The sequence below is a fragment of the Pseudomonas frederiksbergensis genome (genome assembly GCF_003732665.1).
GTDB lineage: Bacteria > Pseudomonadota > Gammaproteobacteria > Pseudomonadales > Pseudomonadaceae > Aquipseudomonas > Aquipseudomonas frederiksbergensis_G.
Genome location: NZ_MOBP01000009.1, coordinates 46,362 through 63,273 on the forward strand (window position 1 = coordinate 46,362; position 16,912 = coordinate 63,273).

At 51.6% G+C, this 16,912-nt stretch carries 15 protein-coding genes; 11 read left to right on the forward strand and 4 right to left on the reverse strand.

From position 1 onward, the window contains the following. Positions 1-77: 77 nt before the first annotated feature. The 7 genes from BK665_RS15060 to BK665_RS15090 all read left to right on the forward strand — a co-directional run bounded on the left by BK665_RS15060 (position 78) and on the right by BK665_RS15090 (position 8,665). A complete protein-coding gene (locus BK665_RS15060) occupies positions 78-1,262 on the forward strand; it encodes a DegT/DnrJ/EryC1/StrS family aminotransferase (RefSeq protein ID WP_259699605.1) in 1,185 nt (394 codons plus the stop codon). Next, the gene (locus BK665_RS15065) at positions 1,259-2,203 is read left to right on the forward strand and encodes a glycosyltransferase family 2 protein (RefSeq protein WP_123406767.1); all 945 of its coding nucleotides are present in this window, start codon (positions 1,259-1,261) and stop codon (positions 2,201-2,203) included. Before BK665_RS15060 ends, BK665_RS15065 begins: the two co-directional genes overlap by 4 nt. Beyond that, positions 2,196-3,152 carry a WxcM-like domain-containing protein gene (locus tag BK665_RS35175; protein WP_123406769.1) on the forward strand — a complete coding sequence of 319 codons (957 nt, stop codon included), beginning with the start codon at positions 2,196-2,198 and terminating at the stop codon, positions 3,150-3,152. Before BK665_RS15065 ends, BK665_RS35175 begins: the two co-directional genes overlap by 8 nt. Further along, positions 3,149-3,559, forward strand: a complete 411-nt coding sequence (locus tag BK665_RS15075) for a GtrA family protein (RefSeq protein ID WP_259699606.1) — start codon at positions 3,149-3,151, stop codon at positions 3,557-3,559. Before BK665_RS35175 ends, BK665_RS15075 begins: the two co-directional genes overlap by 4 nt. A gap of 10 nt (positions 3,560-3,569) precedes the next feature. Next, positions 3,570-5,768 carry a hypothetical protein gene (locus BK665_RS15080; RefSeq protein ID WP_123406771.1) on the forward strand — a complete coding sequence of 733 codons (2,199 nt, stop codon included), beginning with the start codon at positions 3,570-3,572 and terminating at the stop codon, positions 5,766-5,768. 279 nt (positions 5,769-6,047) lie between these two features. Continuing rightward, positions 6,048-7,223, forward strand: a complete 1,176-nt coding sequence (locus BK665_RS15085; protein ID WP_185076528.1) for an acyltransferase family protein — start codon at positions 6,048-6,050, stop codon at positions 7,221-7,223. After that, positions 7,220-8,665, forward strand: coding sequence for a hypothetical protein (locus tag BK665_RS15090; RefSeq protein WP_148053229.1), 1,446 nt, complete (start codon positions 7,220-7,222; stop codon positions 8,663-8,665). The genes BK665_RS15085 and BK665_RS15090 overlap by 4 nt, the downstream gene beginning before the upstream one ends. Positions 8,666-8,870: 205 nt before the next feature. On the opposite strand, the gene BK665_RS15095 is transcribed toward BK665_RS15090, so the two are convergent. The 4 genes from BK665_RS15095 to gmd are packed head-to-tail and all read right to left on the reverse strand — an operon-like array spanning position 8,871 to position 13,053. Continuing rightward, positions 8,871-9,983: a glycosyltransferase family 4 protein gene (locus BK665_RS15095; protein WP_123406777.1), complete on the reverse strand. Its 1,113-nt coding sequence runs from the start codon at positions 9,981-9,983 to the stop codon at positions 8,871-8,873. Further along, the gene (locus BK665_RS15100) at positions 9,980-11,125 is read right to left on the reverse strand and encodes a glycosyltransferase family 4 protein (RefSeq protein ID WP_123406779.1); all 1,146 of its coding nucleotides are present in this window, start codon (positions 11,123-11,125) and stop codon (positions 9,980-9,982) included. The genes BK665_RS15095 and BK665_RS15100 overlap by 4 nt, the downstream gene beginning before the upstream one ends. Next, positions 11,126-12,022 (reverse strand): GDP-mannose 4,6-dehydratase, encoded by an 897-nt coding sequence (locus BK665_RS15105; protein WP_123406781.1) that lies wholly within the window; start codon positions 12,020-12,022, stop codon positions 11,126-11,128. Next, positions 12,022-13,053 (reverse strand): GDP-mannose 4,6-dehydratase, encoded by a 1,032-nt coding sequence (gmd, locus tag BK665_RS15110; protein WP_123406783.1) that lies wholly within the window; start codon positions 13,051-13,053, stop codon positions 12,022-12,024. The genes BK665_RS15105 and gmd overlap by 1 nt, the downstream gene beginning before the upstream one ends. 394 nt (positions 13,054-13,447) lie before the next feature. On the opposite strand from gmd, the gene BK665_RS15115 reads away from it, so the two are divergent. From BK665_RS15115 to BK665_RS15130, 4 genes are read left to right on the forward strand one after another with little or no spacing between them, the layout of a single operon-like run. Further along, positions 13,448-14,248 carry an ABC transporter permease gene (locus tag BK665_RS15115; protein WP_123406785.1) on the forward strand — a complete coding sequence of 267 codons (801 nt, stop codon included), beginning with the start codon at positions 13,448-13,450 and terminating at the stop codon, positions 14,246-14,248. 12 nt (positions 14,249-14,260) lie between these two features. Further along, positions 14,261-15,004 carry an ABC transporter ATP-binding protein gene (locus tag BK665_RS15120; RefSeq protein WP_123406787.1) on the forward strand — a complete coding sequence of 248 codons (744 nt, stop codon included), beginning with the start codon at positions 14,261-14,263 and terminating at the stop codon, positions 15,002-15,004. 5 nt (positions 15,005-15,009) lie between these two features. Next, a complete protein-coding gene (locus BK665_RS15125; RefSeq protein WP_123406789.1) occupies positions 15,010-16,281 on the forward strand; it encodes an FkbM family methyltransferase in 1,272 nt (423 codons plus the stop codon). Next, positions 16,278-16,907 carry an acetyltransferase gene (locus BK665_RS15130; protein ID WP_123406791.1) on the forward strand — a complete coding sequence of 210 codons (630 nt, stop codon included), beginning with the start codon at positions 16,278-16,280 and terminating at the stop codon, positions 16,905-16,907. Before BK665_RS15125 ends, BK665_RS15130 begins: the two co-directional genes overlap by 4 nt. Positions 16,908-16,912: the final 5 nt, after the last annotated feature.

The window sequence follows — 16,912 nt, forward strand, 5'->3', positions numbered from 1 at the left end:
CTGCTGGTTGGAGCTGGCCCGGGGTAGAGATAGAATCCGTGCGGAAAAAGGGAATAGAGCGTTCGGCTGTCCGGGCCATGTCTCTCCCAAGCGCATACAACTTCGGCGATTGCCGTCAAAAAATTAATATTTGTACGCTTTTTGCTTCGAAATGGAGAGCACCCATGCAGCAAATCAATAACCTCGCGGCGAAGATCAATAAATTCCAGACGCAAATAAATGCTTCGATTCAACGAGTCGTTGCCAGCGGTTGGGTGATCCTGGGGCCTGAGGTGAAACGTTTCGAAGCTGCTTTCGCCGAATATCTGAATGCCAGACATTGCGTCACCGTTGCCAATGGCACCGATGCAATCGAGTTGGCGTTGAAAGCCCTGGGTGTTCAAAAAGACGATCAAGTGGCAACGGTGGCGAACGCCGGCATGTACACCACCACCTCGATTTTGGCGGTGGGTGCGACCCCTGTGTTCATGGACGTCGATGCGCAGACTCAGGTCGTTACACTCGCCAGCGTGAAAAACGCTATTGCCTCGGGCGCCAAGGCAGTAGTCGTCACCCACCTGTATGGTTTGGCCATCCCCGAGATCCAGGAAATAGCGACCTTCTGCGCAGCGCAGAACGTTGCCCTGCTGGAAGACTGCGCCCAGGCCCATGGTGCAGAGCGCGACGGTAAACGCGTGGGGACTTTTGGAGACGCGTCCAGTTTCAGCTTTTACCCCACCAAAAACCTCGGAGCCCTCGGCGACGGCGGCGCGGTGGTGACCAATTCGGCTGAAATTGCCCAGCGCGTAGCCCAATTGCGCCAGTATGGCTGGTCTTCGAAGTACTGCGTTGAACTGGACGGCGCTCGAAACAGCCGCCTGGATGAGATGCAGGCCGCTATCCTGCTGGAGTTCCTCCCACACCTTGACGAAGGGAACGCTCGTCGTCGCCAGATTGCCGCGCGCTATCGCAGCGAAATCAACCACAGCGACGTGCAACATCCACAGGACCAGGGCACTGCATCGGTTGCGCACCTGTATGTGATCCAGTCATCGAAAAGAGCGGCACTGCAGGTGCATTTGCGCGACGCCCAAATCGCCTCGGATGTTCACTACCCGATCCCTGATTACAAACAACCGGTATTCGGGCAACAGTTCGCCGGCTTTTCGCTTGAAAATACCGAGCACCTGGCCTCGGTGATTCTGACACTGCCCTGCTACCCGGAAATGACCGACGACGAAGTCAGCACTGTCGTTGCAGCTGTGAACGGATGGGCTGCATGAGATATTCCGTTATTGTCCCGGTCTACAAGAATGTTGATTCGATACCCCGGCTGATCCAGGCCTTGACGGACATGAACGAGACCCTCGAAAACCAGCTCGAAGTGGTTTTCGTGGTAGACGGCAGCCCTGATGAGTCGTTTGCGTTGCTCAAAGCCGCGCTGGGCACGATGAGTTTCTCTGCGCAGCTATTGGCCCACTCTCGAAACTTCGGCTCGTTCCCCGCCATTCGTACCGGCCTGATGGCGGCGAAGGGTGACTACTTCGGCGTAATGGCGGCTGATCTCCAGGAACCTCCGGAATTGCTGATCAGTTTCTTCAAGTCCCTTTCCAACGACGAGTGCGATGTTGCTATCGGCACTCGCAATGCTCGCCAGGATCCGCTGTCGAGCCGTATGGCCTCGTCCATGTTCTGGGGTTTGTATCGCCGCCTGGTCGTGCATGACATGCCTAAGGGTGGCGTGGATATTTTCGGCTGCAACAAAGCGTTTCGCGAGCAACTGCTGCAACTGAACGAATCCCGCTCCTCACTGATTGCACTGATCTTTTGGCTGGGTTTCCGTCGCAAATTCATCGAGTACGAACGTCAGACCCGCCTGGAAGGCAAATCCGCGTGGACGTTCAAAAAGAAGCTCGAGTACATGATGGACAGCATCTTCGCCTTCACCGACTACCCGATCAGATTGCTGACGCGGATGGGTGCAATCGGTACGATCATTTCGCTGTTCATCGGCATGATGGTCATCATTGCCCGCCTGTCTGGTGCCATTGAGGTACCGGGCTACGCGGCAACAATGCTCGTCGTCCTGTTGCTCGGAACATTGAATTTACTCGGACTCGGGCTGGTAGGCACCTATGCCTGGCGAGCGTTCGAAAACAGTAAGCAACGGCCGCTGGCTATTGTGTGCATGAAACTCGACAACAAGGAGAATCCAATTGACTGATCCCTTTATCCACGCCAGCGCCGACGTCAAAAGCAAGAGGATTGGAAAAAACACTCGCATTTGGCAGTACGTAGTGGTCTTCCCGGATGCTGTCATTGGCGACGACGTAAACGTGTGCTCGCACTCCTTGATCGAAAACGACGTCATCATCGGCGATCGCACGACCATTAAGTCTGGGGTCTACGTATGGGACGGCCTGCGGATCGGCTCCGACGTGTTCATTGGCCCAAACGCCACGTTCACCAACGACAAGTTCCCGCGCTCGAAAGTCTATCCAGGGTCGTTTGCACGGACCGTGATCCAGGATGGCGCTTCAATCGGCGGCGGTGCGGTCATTCTTCCGGGTATCACGATCGGCACCGGCGCAATGGTCGGAGCAGGCGCAGTGGTCACCAAGTCGGTGCCCCCCTACGCCATCGTCACTGGTTCGCCCGCAAGAATTACCGGTTACGTGGAAAACTCTGCGTTCAGTGATGCAGCCAAGAGTCCGACGCAAAAAACTGAAGAGCAGAACGACGCTTTCGTCCGTATCGGCGTGGGCGATGTAACCACCCATCGCTTCAAATATATTGCGGACATGCGCGGCGACCTGTCAGTTGGAGAGTTCCACAAGGAAATCCCATTCGCACCGAAAAGATACTTCCTGGTATTCAACGTCCCAAGCCAGAAGACTCGCGGCGAACACGCTCACCACAAATGCCACCAGTTTTTGATTTGTGTCAAAGGCAGTTGCGCCGTGGTCGCTGACGACGGCACCAACCGGGCCGAAGTCCTTCTTGATGCACCGAACAAGGGGATCTATCTGCCGCCCCTGACCTGGGGTATTCAGTACAAATATTCTGAAGATGCTGTGCTGCTGGTATTCACCTCCGATTACTACGAGGCTGACGACTACATCAGGGATTATTCCGAATTCATCAAACTCACCTGCAAAAAAGCCCCCTTGTGATAGCGCTGAAAAATAACCCCCAGGTTCGCCGCTGGATCAGTTTCCTTATCGGCGGAGGACTCAATACGGGGCTCACGTATTGCCTCTACCTGCTTTTGAGTTATTTGATTGACTATCAAGCCGCCTATGCCATCGCTTATGTGGCGGGAATAGTCTTCGCTTATTTCTTTAACTCGAAAATTGTATTCAAAGTAGATCACTCGTGGGTGGGCATGGTCATTTATCCCACTGTGTATCTTGTGCAGTACTTGTTCGGAGCGCTGTTACTCAAGCTCCTGGTTGAACACCTGCACTTGCACAAAGCCATTGCACCACTGGTCGTCATTCTGCTGCTTCTACCTTCCAGCTACCTTTTAAACAAAATCGTTCTGAAGGCCACTCACAAAACAAAGCCCTCGAAGGATTAACAGGCGCCCCATGACAGCTACCACCAACCAGACGTTTACCGCGACGTCGCCGCTACGTAATGGAAAAGCATTAAACTGGCTTGCTCACCTCGGGCCCGCGCTACTGACAGTCATGTTCATGTGGCTGCCCTTTGGCTTCGCATTAACCGGATTACTTGAAGAGTGGGGTGTAATCGGCTTATTCAGTCGAATTGGTGTGTTTTTTCTGACGGATGTATCCAGTGCAATGCCGGCCCACGCACTGCGACCCTTGACCATTTTCCCTCATGCCCTTGCTTACTTTCTTGACTCGAACACATTTAATTATTGGCACGTACTGCTGATTATTGCGCTTGTTATCAAAGGCTGGGCACTGAGTGTCATAACCACTCGCATCACAGGCGCATTGAAATGGGGAATGCTGGCCAGCATTCTGGTGATCATTTTTCCCGCCGACACCATGCAGCTTTCATTCAGATCGATTCACATCAACTGGTCATTGAGCCTCATCTTATTGGCAAGTGTGATATTTCTGTATGCCCTTGACCAAAAAAACAAAACCCGCTCATTCACCTTTAGCGCATTAAGCAGTTTGTTACTGGCGGCCGGATGTGCGATGTATGAAGTGTCACTCATGCTCGCGGCCATTCCAGCATTAGTCATCTTCATTCAGATCGGCATCAAGAACATTATCCCGCACATCAAACAGTTTTATGGACGGCATCTGATCTGGGCGGCGGGCGTCATTACTTACGTTGCCTATGTGCTCCATACCGCACCACTTGTTCAAACCTATCAAAGTGCAGTTGTCGGCGACAGTGCTCTTGGCTCCCTCAAAATGTTTTACCCCAAGATTTTCAGCTTGGGAGTGGCACGAAGCATTTTGGGAGGGTGGATTGATGCGTTTGGAATTACCCGTTCCGAAATAAGCAGTTACTGGTATCTCGCCATTGCTACAACCGTGCTGCTTGCACCGATCTTTTTTGTTGCCTGGAAGTCAAAAACCGCCATTCTTCAGCGTGCAGAAAATCGAGAATGGGCCATGCCGATACGCTTGGCCATCGTGGGCTTAGTCCTGATTTGCCTCGGTTACCTGCCGTTCATTTTCAACCTCGCGTACATGACGGTCAGTCAGCGGACGTTCCTGCATGCAGCACCAGGAGCCACTCTGTTCTTTGTGGCGCTGTTTTTGATCCTAGACCGCTACTCGAAAATGGCCTGTACAGCGCTAGCCGCTTTACTGATCTTCACAGGCTTGGCCGCCCAACTCTATCAGTTCCAGCACTACGTTGAGATTTCGAAAAGACAGCAACTGGTACTAAAAGACATCGTGCATAACTTTGACGGTAATGCACTCAATAAAACCTTGGTCATTCTCGATTACTCAAACGAACTGAACCATGACTGGATGTTCCTGAACCCCAATCTGGCGGCGACTCTGTTCTACCTGTATGGCAAACCCGCCGACACCCTCGAAGTTTGCTATATGCCCAGCCATGAGTGGCAACAGGCCGACTCGCTGATGCGCAAAGGTACCTGTGAAGAAACTGCTGAAGGCTGGACATTCAACTACCCCACCCCAGTCAGCGGCCCAGGGGTTGAACTGACAACCCAGCAGCCAAGTAAAAAACTGTTGAAAGCCGACGTAATCACTGTCGCCGTTGGTAAAGGAGAGACACCGACGACCAGCCCTGAACTCGAAACCTACCGCCGAGATCTCGCCTCAAACACTCTCCCAATGAGCGCGCGAATCCAGGGCATCACCGAAACAGCGCCATGGCTTGACTTCTTCAAGTTCCGCCACCAGGAACACAGTGATGAATACTTCTGGGGATTTGGCAACTGGTGGAGCCTGGACGCACCGATAGCAGGCTCCGGCTGGCGTAACACCGAATGGGAAAGCAGTCGTTTGTCCCATACGTCTTCGGCCTGGAAAAATGCCCCACGCGCATCCCTTAACTTTGACCTGACTCCTACACCCGGAGCTTATGTCATTAGCGGTCTGTTCAATGTATTCGCCAATGAGAAGATTCGCGGTGAAATGCAGGTCATGGTGAATGGCTCCTTGATTCCGGTGCAGTGGAGCCCGGATGGCGGCTTCAGCGGTAGCGTGAATCCGGAGATACTCAAATCCGGAGCAAATGTCATTGAGTTTGTATCAGGTGTCGCAGACAACTATTACGGGCTTTCTGCCAGACTGGACTGGGTAAAAATAGCCAAGCAGAGATAAAATCAGGGTATTGCCCGATGTCGATCAGATTGTCTGGGTACTGCGAAACAGCACCCAGAACAATCACTCGCCAGTCTTCGCCACGCCCCAAAGATTCAACATCAAAGCCCGCTGCCTTTTTCCGACAATCAATGATTGTCCGTATTCGCATCTGCTACACCCACCATCAAATATTGACAGGGCGCCGGATCAACCCGGCCAGTGCTCAAACGCCTAAAAAAAATGGAACTTTCCAAGCTTACTGATAGAATCGCATCCAAATATTATCAGGTGGGTAAAATGTCGGTTACCAATAGAACCTTCGGGCAGATACCTGCCCTGACTGGCTTGCGATTTTTTGCAGCTCTAATGGTTTTCTTTTCGCACTATCCGATCCCCGGATTAAATCAAACGCTCATGCTCTTACAAAACTCTGGGTTTAGCGGCGTCACATTTTTTTTCATACTGTCTGGCTTTATAATTACATATAACTACCTAGAGCGATTCGAAAGCAGCCCAGCCGAATCCACCCCAAACTATTTATTCGCTAGATTTTCTCGAATCTACCCACTTTATGCCTTCTGCATTTTATTTGCCTGGATGAATTCAGGCGGCGCCATTGCGATATGGCCATATCTTTCTGCCACTCAAGCCTGGGATGACAACATTGGTTTAGCCATGGGGTTAAACTCTCCCGCCTGGAGCATCAGCGTAGAGGCTTTCCTATATATAATCTTCCCTTTCGCCATACCAATATTGAAATACACTGGCGCTCTCTCATCAAAGAACAAGCTCTTTATATTCTTCACCATCGTAATTGCAATTCAAATTGCATTAGCCTTGTATTTCTCTATCTCCGACAAAAGGCTTCTTGGCTCCATAGATCCAAGCTCGCCTCACCGCTGGTTATACAGAGACCCGCTAAACCGATCGCTTGATTTTCTACTAGGGATCTTTGCCGCAATTTATTATAGAAGGTTTTTTGTTGAATCCCTGAAAACCATAAAGAAATGGTCATGCATTACTTACATTTCCATTGCACTTATACTCATGGTGATGACCTCCACTACAATATACTCCAATGCATTTAAGTGGGATGCTGCCTATGCATTACCCTATGTCACTCTTATATTGAGCATCGCCATATCTAAAGAATCAAAGATAAGCAAATTTCTATCCACCCCAAAAATTGTTCTTCTCGGCGAAGCTTCGTTCGCGTTCTATCTGATTCATGTAATGATAGGCGGCGTCTATCTTAAACAAGCAACAAGTTCACTCCCATTCACCTTGATACATCAGGCGTTGTTCCTGTTGATCATTGTTTCACTTTCGATTGGGCTACATCTCACAATAGAAAAGCCTTCGCAAAAATTTCTGAGGGGGCTTACTAAACGAAAAAGAAGCCCCACTAAATACATCCCTTTAAATATAGAAACCCCAGCGCAAACAGAACAACCAACGCAGGCCAACACATGAACGCAAGTGCATTCAGTTTAAGTCAGACACTTGAAAGCAAAAAAAGTCAGCTTATAAAAAACCATGAAAATTTATTGGCCTTTTTCATAGCAACATTTTTTATGCTTTTCGCACAATTCCAAATCAACCCGCCGCTTTTCCTGGGAGATGCCTACAACTACTGGCTTCTCAGCGGAGACATTCTCGACTTATCTTTTCCCGAATCCATTCGGGGCTATTTTTACCCCCTGATGCTTGCGCCATCACGCGCCATTTTTAATGTGCTTCCAAATAGCGGTTATATAGCAACACATATAAGCCAAGCTTTGTTTTTTTCATTTTCGTTAACCATCGCACTACCTTATGTATTTAGCAATATAGTGGGCGGCAATGTCACCTTGACAAGACGCCTTGTAGTGCCTTTTTTGGTGGCGTTTTTCTTCCCTGCACTTATTGCTTACACGCTCAGCGACCTGCCAGCGCTCTGCCTGATCATCATATCAACTGCCTTGATCATACTGGCAAAAAAACAAGACACACCGATACGTTCATTAACTTATGTTTTATTAGCAGGCGTATTGGCATACGGCGCGTACAACACTCGAACAATATACCTGTTCACTTTTATTGCACTGGTGCCAATCATTCCTACACTGGCTTTCACAGGCAAGTCAAACAGATGGAAAGCGATCATAACGGCATCTTTCATTTTTGGCTCCACACTGGCTGCCACACCTCAATCTTTAATCAACCTGCAACACCTTAACTCACTCACCCCACTTGTAATCGCCAACGTCAAGGGGTCGTCCCTCTTTGCTAGCCAACTAAAATGGGGAATTACAATCCAGAAAGTTGAAGGCGTTCACAACCCGGAGGCGGGAGCAACTTTTGCGATATATTACGCCGACCCAATCGGCCTGCAATTGGCAGAGACCTACAAATACAAAGAAACTACACCCACACTTGGCTGGTATGTAAATCTGTTATTTTCAGAACCTGTTTCCTTCCTGAAGATATACACCAAGCACTTTATAAACGGTATCGACGTTCGAGATCCGGATGTCTATACAAAAGGGCTATCCAAGGAAAACAACCTTCGCTCCATCGCAAGCATTTCTATTGTTCTGCTTGGGTTAGTCTGCCTGGCATTTCTGACAACAAAAAAATCCCAACCCCGCAATCACACGGCATACATCAGCCAGACTGGCTCGCGACTGATCTGGCTAACCGCAATATTACTTCCAGTCTTTGCAATTATACCGAGCGCAATTGAAACAAGATTTTTTCTCCCCGTACACGTCTTGGCTTATTGCGCAATTGCTTTTGGACTTTCAAAAGAATGCATTAAGTCAACCCCCGCGACAGTGCTAATACTTACAGGCGTATTGTATGCAGCAGCCGTGTCGGCCTGCTATATAACCGTAACAGACTCTATATCCAAGCCCGTTCTCGAAATGCCCTGACACCGGCATTAAGCACCCCGAATAGCCAAATAATACTCAAACACACCGCCCCATCCGCACATAAAGCTGGGTTTGAGTATTAGTAAGGTTTTAGACTGAGTCTGCGAAGCATACTGGCAGTACAGCGCAATTGCATTTAGATCATGCAACGGCGCTGTACGAGACATCGAATTGGTTTTTCAGGAAAGCCACTCTGGCTTAATTACTACGACACCAATTTACGGTAAATAGCTGCGTATGCAGCAGCCATTGAGTCTGCAGAAAATACATCCTGATACCGCAACAGAGCTCGCTCGCCCATCCGCCGGGCAAGCGCAGAGTCCTCCGCTAGCGCCCTCATTGCATTGGCAAGCGCCCCCGCATCCTGAGGAGGAATAACCAGCCCGGTATCATTGGCGATGTTGATGTAGGTAGTGCCCGACCCGATTTCACAAGAGATCAGAGGCTTTCCATACATGGCAGCTTCAAGCAAGGAGATACCAAACGACTCGGAACGCAGATGCGAGGGAAACACAAACGCATAACACAGCGTCAACAGTGCAGCCTTGTCGTCATCACCAAGACCACCGAGAAATTGCACGTTGGAAAGGCCAAGACGTGAAGCCTTCTCCTTGAGCTCGGCCTCCTGATGCCCTCGCCCAAGAATGACCACCGGCAACCCGGTAATTTTTGCCGCATCGAGCAAGTAGTCGAGTCCCTTGTAGTAACGCAACGCGCCTACAAACAGAAAAAACTGGTTACCGACTTTACTGCGCCAATAAGCGAGCTTCTCCTCGGATACGACGGGATAAGTGGCTCTGTCCAGCCCGTAGGGAATGATCTCGACTTTGTCCTTGAATCGGGTGAGTACCGGGCTGCTTTGTGCGTAATTGGGGGAGGACGCCACAATACAATCCACGCTGGATAGAAAGCGGTTCATCAATGGCTGATAGAGTTTGAGGAGGGTCTTCTGCTTGACGATATCGGAGTGATAACTGACGACCGATGGCTTGCCGTGGCGGGTCGTAAAATGGACCAGATCCATGTACGGCCAAGGAAAGTGGTAATGAACCACATCGGCCTCTTTCGCCAATTGCGAAAAATCCCTGAATGCCGACAGCGAGAATCCTGTCGAAGCAACATGCAGATCCAGCTTCGAACGGTGAGTCACATGATTGCCGACCCGCTCATTGCGAGCCGCGCCGCGCTCACTGAGGTAAAGCACCTCAGAGGAACAGCCGTGCTGTGCAACACCCTGGGCAATCTGAAAAATGACTTGCTCGATACCACCCATCGTTTCCGGATAGTAGGTTTTGAAAAAATGCAGAACCTTGATCATTTTCCGTCGAGCACCCTTTGATAGACCTGCAGGGTTTCCTGGGCGCATCGCTCCCAAGAAAAGCCTCGTGCATGATTCATTCCCTTGACTACAGCGGTCTCGCGCCATACTTCGTCGGTGAGGCCGCGCTCAAGCAGGCGGGTCAGCTCATCAACATCCATCGGCGCGCACATCAGAGCGGCTTCGCCAGCCACCTCAGGCAGCGACGAACTGTTGGAGCACACCACCGGCACACCGGAACTCATGGCTTCGAGCACCGGTAAGCCGAATCCTTCGTACAGCGACGGAAAAGCAAACAAGCGTGCTCCTGCAAAAAGCAGTGGTAAGTCTTCGCTCGGAACAAATCCTAAATAGTGAGCCCAGCCCTCGCGCCTGGCGCTTTCAAGCTTCTGGTGGATCACATCGTTACGCCAGCCGTGATAACCGGTGAGAATCAACGGCCAGCGCGTGCGAACTGCCATGGGGAGTTGGCTATAGGCCGCAAGCAATGTTTCGATATTCTTGCGTGGCTCAATGGTACCGACGAAGAGGGAGTAACCATTTACCTTCAGACCATGGCGCTCCAATGTCGCCCTCAGTTCCTCGCGTGGCCTTGGGTAAAACTCCGGAGAGCTGGCCAGCGGTACAGTATGGATCCGCTCAAGAGGCCAGGAAAAATAGCTCGCCAATTCCTGGCGAGTAAACTCCGAATCAGTAATCAGCGCATCAGCCCGGACCAACGTAGCTTTCAATTCTTTCTGCAGATATCGAACCAGTTGCGGCGCATGGCAATGAGCCCAGGTGAAGGGCGAAAGATCATGAAACGTCGCTACGCTTCGGCCCGCAAAAGGCGGCAAATAGTAATTGGGGCTGTGATACAGAAAATCGCCGTGTCCTTTCAGTGCAGCCTTACGCAGCATTGGCATCAGCAGACGATAGGCTTCCACAGCTAGAAAGTTTTTCTGTACTGCGCGCTTTAAACCATAACCACTGCCAGATTCGTTGGCAGCCGTTGGCAATTCAGGCAAAAAGCGTCGACCGGCAAAGAATTGCAGGTCTGTAATATCGGAACTTTGCTGAAGTCTCAGCGCAAGTTCATAGGTATAGCGACCGATGCCAGTCAGCGGAAAGCGGATCGGCTCAACAGATAGAACTAATTTCATTTATTCCGCCGAAAGCATCCAGCTCAGAGTTTCTTCCAAATTTGGTGTTTGCCAGCCTTTGACCAGTTCGCAAAGTCGGGTGTTGTCACCGCACAGGATCTTCACTTCGTTGGCTCGGACAAATGCAGGATTCACTTCGACTTCAAGCGGGTGACCGGTAAGAGCGGAGCACATTGCGATCACCTCGCGAAGCGAATGACTTTTACCGGAACTCACATTAACCGTCTGCCCCGAAGGCCTGGCTTCGATCAAGCCCCTGTAAGCCGTGACCACAGCCCTGACATCGCTGAAATCGCGCGAGACATCCAGATTGCCGAGCTGAATCTTCGCAGCACGCTGGCGAAAATGCGTAACAATCTTGGGTAACAGAAAGCTGTCAGCCTGACCAACACCGGTGTAATTGAATGGTCGAGTGATCAAGATCGGCAATCGTTCACGCCAAAGATTGGCCATGTACTCCATGGCCAACTTGCTGACCGCATAATCATTGGCAGGTGCCGGCGGTGTGGCTTCACTCAACAAACCGGCAGAAGCATTGCCATAAACATTGGCACTGCTGGCAAGCAATACACAGTCCGGCACTTTGCCACAGGCGGCAATCGCCTCGAGTAAATGACGGGTGCCAATAAGATTGACCCGATAAAAGGCATCTGCGGCGCCATGCCCAACGAAGGCCAGCGCCGCCAGATGTATTACCACGTCAGGTTGAATATTTGCCAGCAACTTGCGCAGAGCAGGTCCGTCGGCCAGATCGACCTGGAAATACCCAGGTTCGGCTGAAGGTTGAGAGCCGAGCCCCATCACCTCATAGCCGCTAGCTTGAAGCTCGGCAGCCATGTATCGCCCGGTGAAACCTTGAATTCCTGTAATCAGCGCTCGTTTACCGGCAATACTCATCAGAACGAAAATCCTTGCTCATTTCGACGAAGGTCGGCTTCAACCATCATGCGGCACAACTCTTCCAGCGTAGTTTTCGGTTCCCAGCCCAATACAGCCTTTGCTTTTGCCGGATCACCAATTAACAACTCGACTTCGGTCGGGCGGTAGAACTTCGGATTGATAGTCACAAGCACTTTGCCAGTGGCCGTATCAGTCCCCTTCTCGTCTTCTGCTACGCCGCTCCAGGCAAGATCAATCCCGACAGCTTTAAACGCCATGGTCACAAAATCGCGCACGGTTTCAGTACGGTTTGTCGCCAATACGAAAGTATCTGGCTCGTTAGCTTGCAGCATGCGCCACATGCCTTCGACGTACTCTTTGGCAAAACCCCAGTCGCGCTTGGCGTCAAGATTGCCCAACTCCATCTTGTCGAGCAGACCCAGTTTGATTTTGGCGACCGAATCAGTAATTTTGCGAGTCACGAATTCACGACCGCGCAGTGGTGATTCGTGGTTGAACAGGATTCCGCTGGTGGCGAAGATACCGTAGGACTCGCGGTAGTTGATGGTCATCCAGTGGGCATACAACTTGGCGACGCCATAAGGGCTGCGCGGATAGAACGGTGTGCTTTCGATCTGAGGGATGGCCTGAACCTTACCGAACATCTCCGAAGTCGACGCTTGGTAAAAGCGAACCTTCGGGTTGACGATACGGATGGCTTCCAGAAGATTCACACAACCCAGACCAGTAATTTCAGCCGTGGTCAGAGGTTGATCGAAAGACACGCCTACAAAGCTCTGGGCCGCGAGGTTGTAAACCTCAGTTGCTTCCGTGGTTTGCAGCAGGCGAATGCTGGCCGAGAGGTCAGTCAGATCGTACTCGACCAGATGCAGATTTGGGTGCTGGCTAACGCCGAGCTCCTCAAGGCGCCAGAAATTGACAGAACTGGTCCGACGGTAGGTGCCGTACACCGTATAACCCTTCTCCAGCAGCAGTTCCGCCAGATAGGCGCCGTCTTGACCAGTAATGCCAGTAACGATAGCTTTCATGCGAATCCTCTAAACTCCATTTGAGCGCCCAAGCAGGCTCTGTTGTGTATTCGTGCCTATCAGCTCTCGTCGAAAGAGCCGCAAAGTCTTGCAGATCATACAGAATGCAACCCTGCACGACGATACCTAAGCTGCACCCAACACGTATCTAAGTCTATTGTGCCAGCATCATCTGACAGGCGCCCGACTTGACATCCAAAATGCGTGACAAACTCACCCCACCCCCCCCGAACAGAGCTTCTTACCACCGAAAAAAATCAAGCACTTGCAGGCAAAACGCCGACATCCGAGATTGTGGGCTTTGGGCCTGAAAGAAAAAGTCTAGAAAGAGTGACACTCCCTGAACCCCAGCCTAAAATGGTGTGTTTTTTTCACCAACAATCTGGTGCTTTTAATGCGCAACGGTTCAGTAAGTATCGCCCTGTCGGACATCATCGCAGCGACACGACGATACGCTTTGGTAGGGATGCTAGGCTGGCAGGACGTCCGCCAGCGCTATAGGAGATCGGCATTAGGCCCTTTCTGGCTGACTATCAGCATGGGTGTAATGATCGGCACCATAGGCGTGGTCTTTGGGCAGATCTTCAACTCCCCGATGAACGAATTCCTGCCTTTCCTCGCGATCGGCATGATTTTCTGGGGCTTCATGTCTACAGTCGTCAACGAAGGCTGCACCGGCTTCATTGCCGCCGAAGGCATAATTAAACAGCTTCCGATCCCCTTGTTCACCCATATTCTTCGCATGATCTGGCGAAACATATTGATCCTGGGCCATAACATTCTGATTTTCCCGCTGGTATTGCTCGCCGTTGGCAAGCCATTGACCTGGATTGCACTCCTCAGTATTCCGGGCTTCGTTCTTGCCTTGCTGAACTTTGCCTGGATTGCATTGCTGCTAGGCGTTCTGTGCGCGCGCTACCGTGACTTGCCGCAGATTATCGGCAGCTTGTTGCAGGTAGTGTTCTATCTCACGCCGATCATGTGGATGCCAAGCCTGCTGCCACAACGTACTGGCCTGTACCTGCTGGACCTCAACCCGGCTTACCACATTATGTCGGTGGTTCGCTCCCCGCTGATCGGGCAACTGCCTACTGCCACAAACTGGTGGTTTTCCCTGGGCATGGCCGTCGTAGGCTGGCTCGTTGCACTTGTGGTCTATGGCCGTTACAAGCGCCGCATCGCTTACTGGCTCTAAGAAGAACTCCTAATGTCCTTGATCGAATTCAAAAATGTTTGTGTAGATTTCCCTATCTACAACGCCAACGGGCGCTCCCTGAAAAAACGTTTGATTCAGGTAGCCACCGGTGGGCAATTGGGTGCCGACCAACAGGGTCGCGTAATCGTCAGGGCGCTGGAAGATCTGACGTTCACGTTGCGCGACGGCGACCGTGTTGGCCTGCTTGGGCATAACGGCGCCGGCAAAAGCACCCTGCTGCGCCTGCTGAGCAGCGTTTACGAGCCCTCCTCCGGCACTGCGCTGATCAACGGCGAAATCGGTTCCCTGATCGATATATCCCTGGGCACAGACCCGGAAGCCACTGGCAGGGAAAACATTTTCCTGCGCGGCGGCATCCTTGGAATGACCAAAGCTCAGATTGCAGAGAAGCTTGACGAAATCATCGAGTTTTCAGAATTGGGCGACTTTGTCGACATGCCGATTCGTACCTACTCCTCTGGCATGCACCTGCGATTGGCGTTCGCTGTTTCAACCACGATAAAACCACAAATCCTGCTGATGGATGAATGGCTATCGGTCGGCGACGAAGGCTTCAAGCACAAAGCCGAAATCCGTATGAACGAGCTGGTGAAGTCGACCAATATCCTGGTCATTGCCAGCCACTCCCGCGAAATGGTCATGCACACCTGTAATCGAGTGCTCTGGCTGGAGCATGGAAAGATAAAGATGGATGGCGATCCGGCGACGGTCACCGCTGCCTACTTTGGAGCTTAAGGCCTATGAACAGCATTCGGCGTAATGGTGTGGATATCGAGACGGCTTTTTCCGTCGCGTCCAGGCGGCTACTCACTAACGTAAATATAAGTCCCGGTGCCATCACACACGAGGACCCCCTTCTTGCCTCCTATTCAGGCATGAAACCGAGCGTGCGCCATCATGTCAAGCAGGTAATCCGTCGGATCGCCCGCGGCGTCTTCCGGTTAACCAGACCACTTGCGCGCCCGTTGCTTTTCCGCCTGCGCAGTTATTTCATGTCGGATATCCGCCAAGAAATGATGGAAGAGATCAACAAGCTGAACTGGATGCAGCAGCAGCACCATCATCAAATCGTGCAGGAGCTTGAACGCCTGTCGAACGCGACAAAATTACACACACGGTTGTCGCAAAAGATTTTTTCCAGCCAGTTATCGCAGGAAGACATCGAACATCAACTGGACCGGATCGAAACCTACAGCTTGGTGGACGCCAACCGTGTCGCAATCGACTCCGGCCCGGATGAGGTTCTGGTCAAAACCACAGTTGGATATGTGCTTTGTGCGGCAAAAGACTATGCACTGCTGGCCAGCCTTCTCCAAGCAGGCGAGCTGGAACCTGGTACTCGCCATGTCATTGAGCGATTCATACAGCCTGGCGATGTGTTCATTGATGTCGGAGCCAATATCGGCTTGCACTCCATCGCCGCAGCCCGCGCGATGTCGGGACAGGGCAAAATTATCGCCTTCGAGCCTTTTGAACAGACCTGCAAGCTTCTTGAGAAGAACCTTTGGCTCAACGGTTTTTCGGCTATCAGTGAAGTCTCGCGACTTGCCCTCTCGGACAAAGCGGAAACTCGCAGACTGCACCTGGGGGTGACCAGCGGCCATCATTCGCTTTATGAACTGGAGACTCCAGCGTTCTACGCCACGACTTCAGTGGATGTCACTACCATTGCCCTGGATGATTTCTTACCGGAGAACCTGACGGTCAAACTGCTGAAAATCGATGCAGAAGGCGCAGAAATCGACATCATCAAAGGCGCGCAAAAGTTACTGAAATCCAATCCGCAAATGCTTCTGATCGTTGAACTCGGCCTGTCCCACCTGAAAAGAAATACGCTCGATCTCGAAGAATGGCTCGAGCACTTCACATCCCTGGGGCTGGTTTACAGTGTGATCAACGTTCAGACCGGTGATCTTGAAGACTGGTCAGTGGAACAACTGAGTAAGACAACTTCCGTCAACTTGCTGTTTTCATCGGCCAATTCACAGCCGGCGAAGGGTGTGAATGCATGAAGAGTGAAGTCATAGTTGTAGGTGCCGGTGGCCATGCCAAGGTTTGCATTGAGCTACTACAGGCGCAAGGCAACAAGGTCGCCTACTGCGTTGGCAATCCGGACAGCCCGGACAAATGCCTGGATATCCCGGTGTTGAAAAGCGACGACCACCTTCCAGCACTTCGCAAGGATGGGTATGAGCGGGTGTTCATCGCCATCGGGTCAAATCTATTGCGCAACAAGCTGGCGAAGAAAGTCACCGAAATGGGCTTTCGACTGGTCAATGCGATCAGCCCCGCGGCAACGGTATCGCCCTCAGCCAGTCTGGGCGTCGGAATCGCTGTCATGGCCGGGGCCGTTATCAACGCAGAGGCGACGATTTCCGACCTTTGCATCGTGAACACCGGCGCCACCATCGACCATGACTGCGTCATCGGACTGGCAGTACACATCGCCCCACAGTGCGCACTCGCGGGCAACGTGCATGTCGGCAACCTCAGCTTCGTCGGCGTAGGCAGCAAAATCATTCCCGAGATTCACATCGGTGAGTCGGTCATGGTTGGTGCTGGCAGTGTCGTAATCTCGAACGTCGGGTCAGCAACCACGGTTGTGGGCGTGCCTGCCAAAGTTATATACAAAATTTGAAGGAA

Coding starts and splice junctions, on each gene's coding strand:
- BK665_RS15065 (WP_123406767.1), top strand. CDS start 1,259: ATGAGATATTCCGTTATTGTCCCGGTCTACAAGAATGTTGATTCGATA.
- BK665_RS15100 (WP_123406779.1), bottom strand. CDS start 11,125: ATGAAATTAGTTCTATCTGTTGAGCCGATCCGCTTTCCGCTGACTGGC.
- BK665_RS15085 (WP_185076528.1), top strand. CDS start 6,048: ATGTCGGTTACCAATAGAACCTTCGGGCAGATACCTGCCCTGACTGGC.
- BK665_RS15095 (WP_123406777.1), bottom strand. CDS start 9,983: ATGATCAAGGTTCTGCATTTTTTCAAAACCTACTATCCGGAAACGATG.
- BK665_RS15080 (WP_123406771.1), top strand. CDS start 3,570: ATGACAGCTACCACCAACCAGACGTTTACCGCGACGTCGCCGCTACGT.
- BK665_RS15105 (WP_123406781.1), bottom strand. CDS start 12,022: ATGAGTATTGCCGGTAAACGAGCGCTGATTACAGGAATTCAAGGTTTC.
- BK665_RS15125 (WP_123406789.1), top strand. CDS start 15,010: ATGAACAGCATTCGGCGTAATGGTGTGGATATCGAGACGGCTTTTTCC.
- BK665_RS15120 (WP_123406787.1), top strand. CDS start 14,261: ATGTCCTTGATCGAATTCAAAAATGTTTGTGTAGATTTCCCTATCTAC.
- gmd (WP_123406783.1), bottom strand. CDS start 13,053: ATGAAAGCTATCGTTACTGGCATTACTGGTCAAGACGGCGCCTATCTG.
- BK665_RS15115 (WP_123406785.1), top strand. CDS start 13,448: ATGCGCAACGGTTCAGTAAGTATCGCCCTGTCGGACATCATCGCAGCG.
- BK665_RS15090 (WP_148053229.1), top strand. CDS start 7,220: ATGAACGCAAGTGCATTCAGTTTAAGTCAGACACTTGAAAGCAAAAAA.
- BK665_RS15130 (WP_123406791.1), top strand. CDS start 16,278: ATGAAGAGTGAAGTCATAGTTGTAGGTGCCGGTGGCCATGCCAAGGTT.
- BK665_RS15060 (WP_259699605.1), top strand. CDS start 78: ATGTCTCTCCCAAGCGCATACAACTTCGGCGATTGCCGTCAAAAAATT.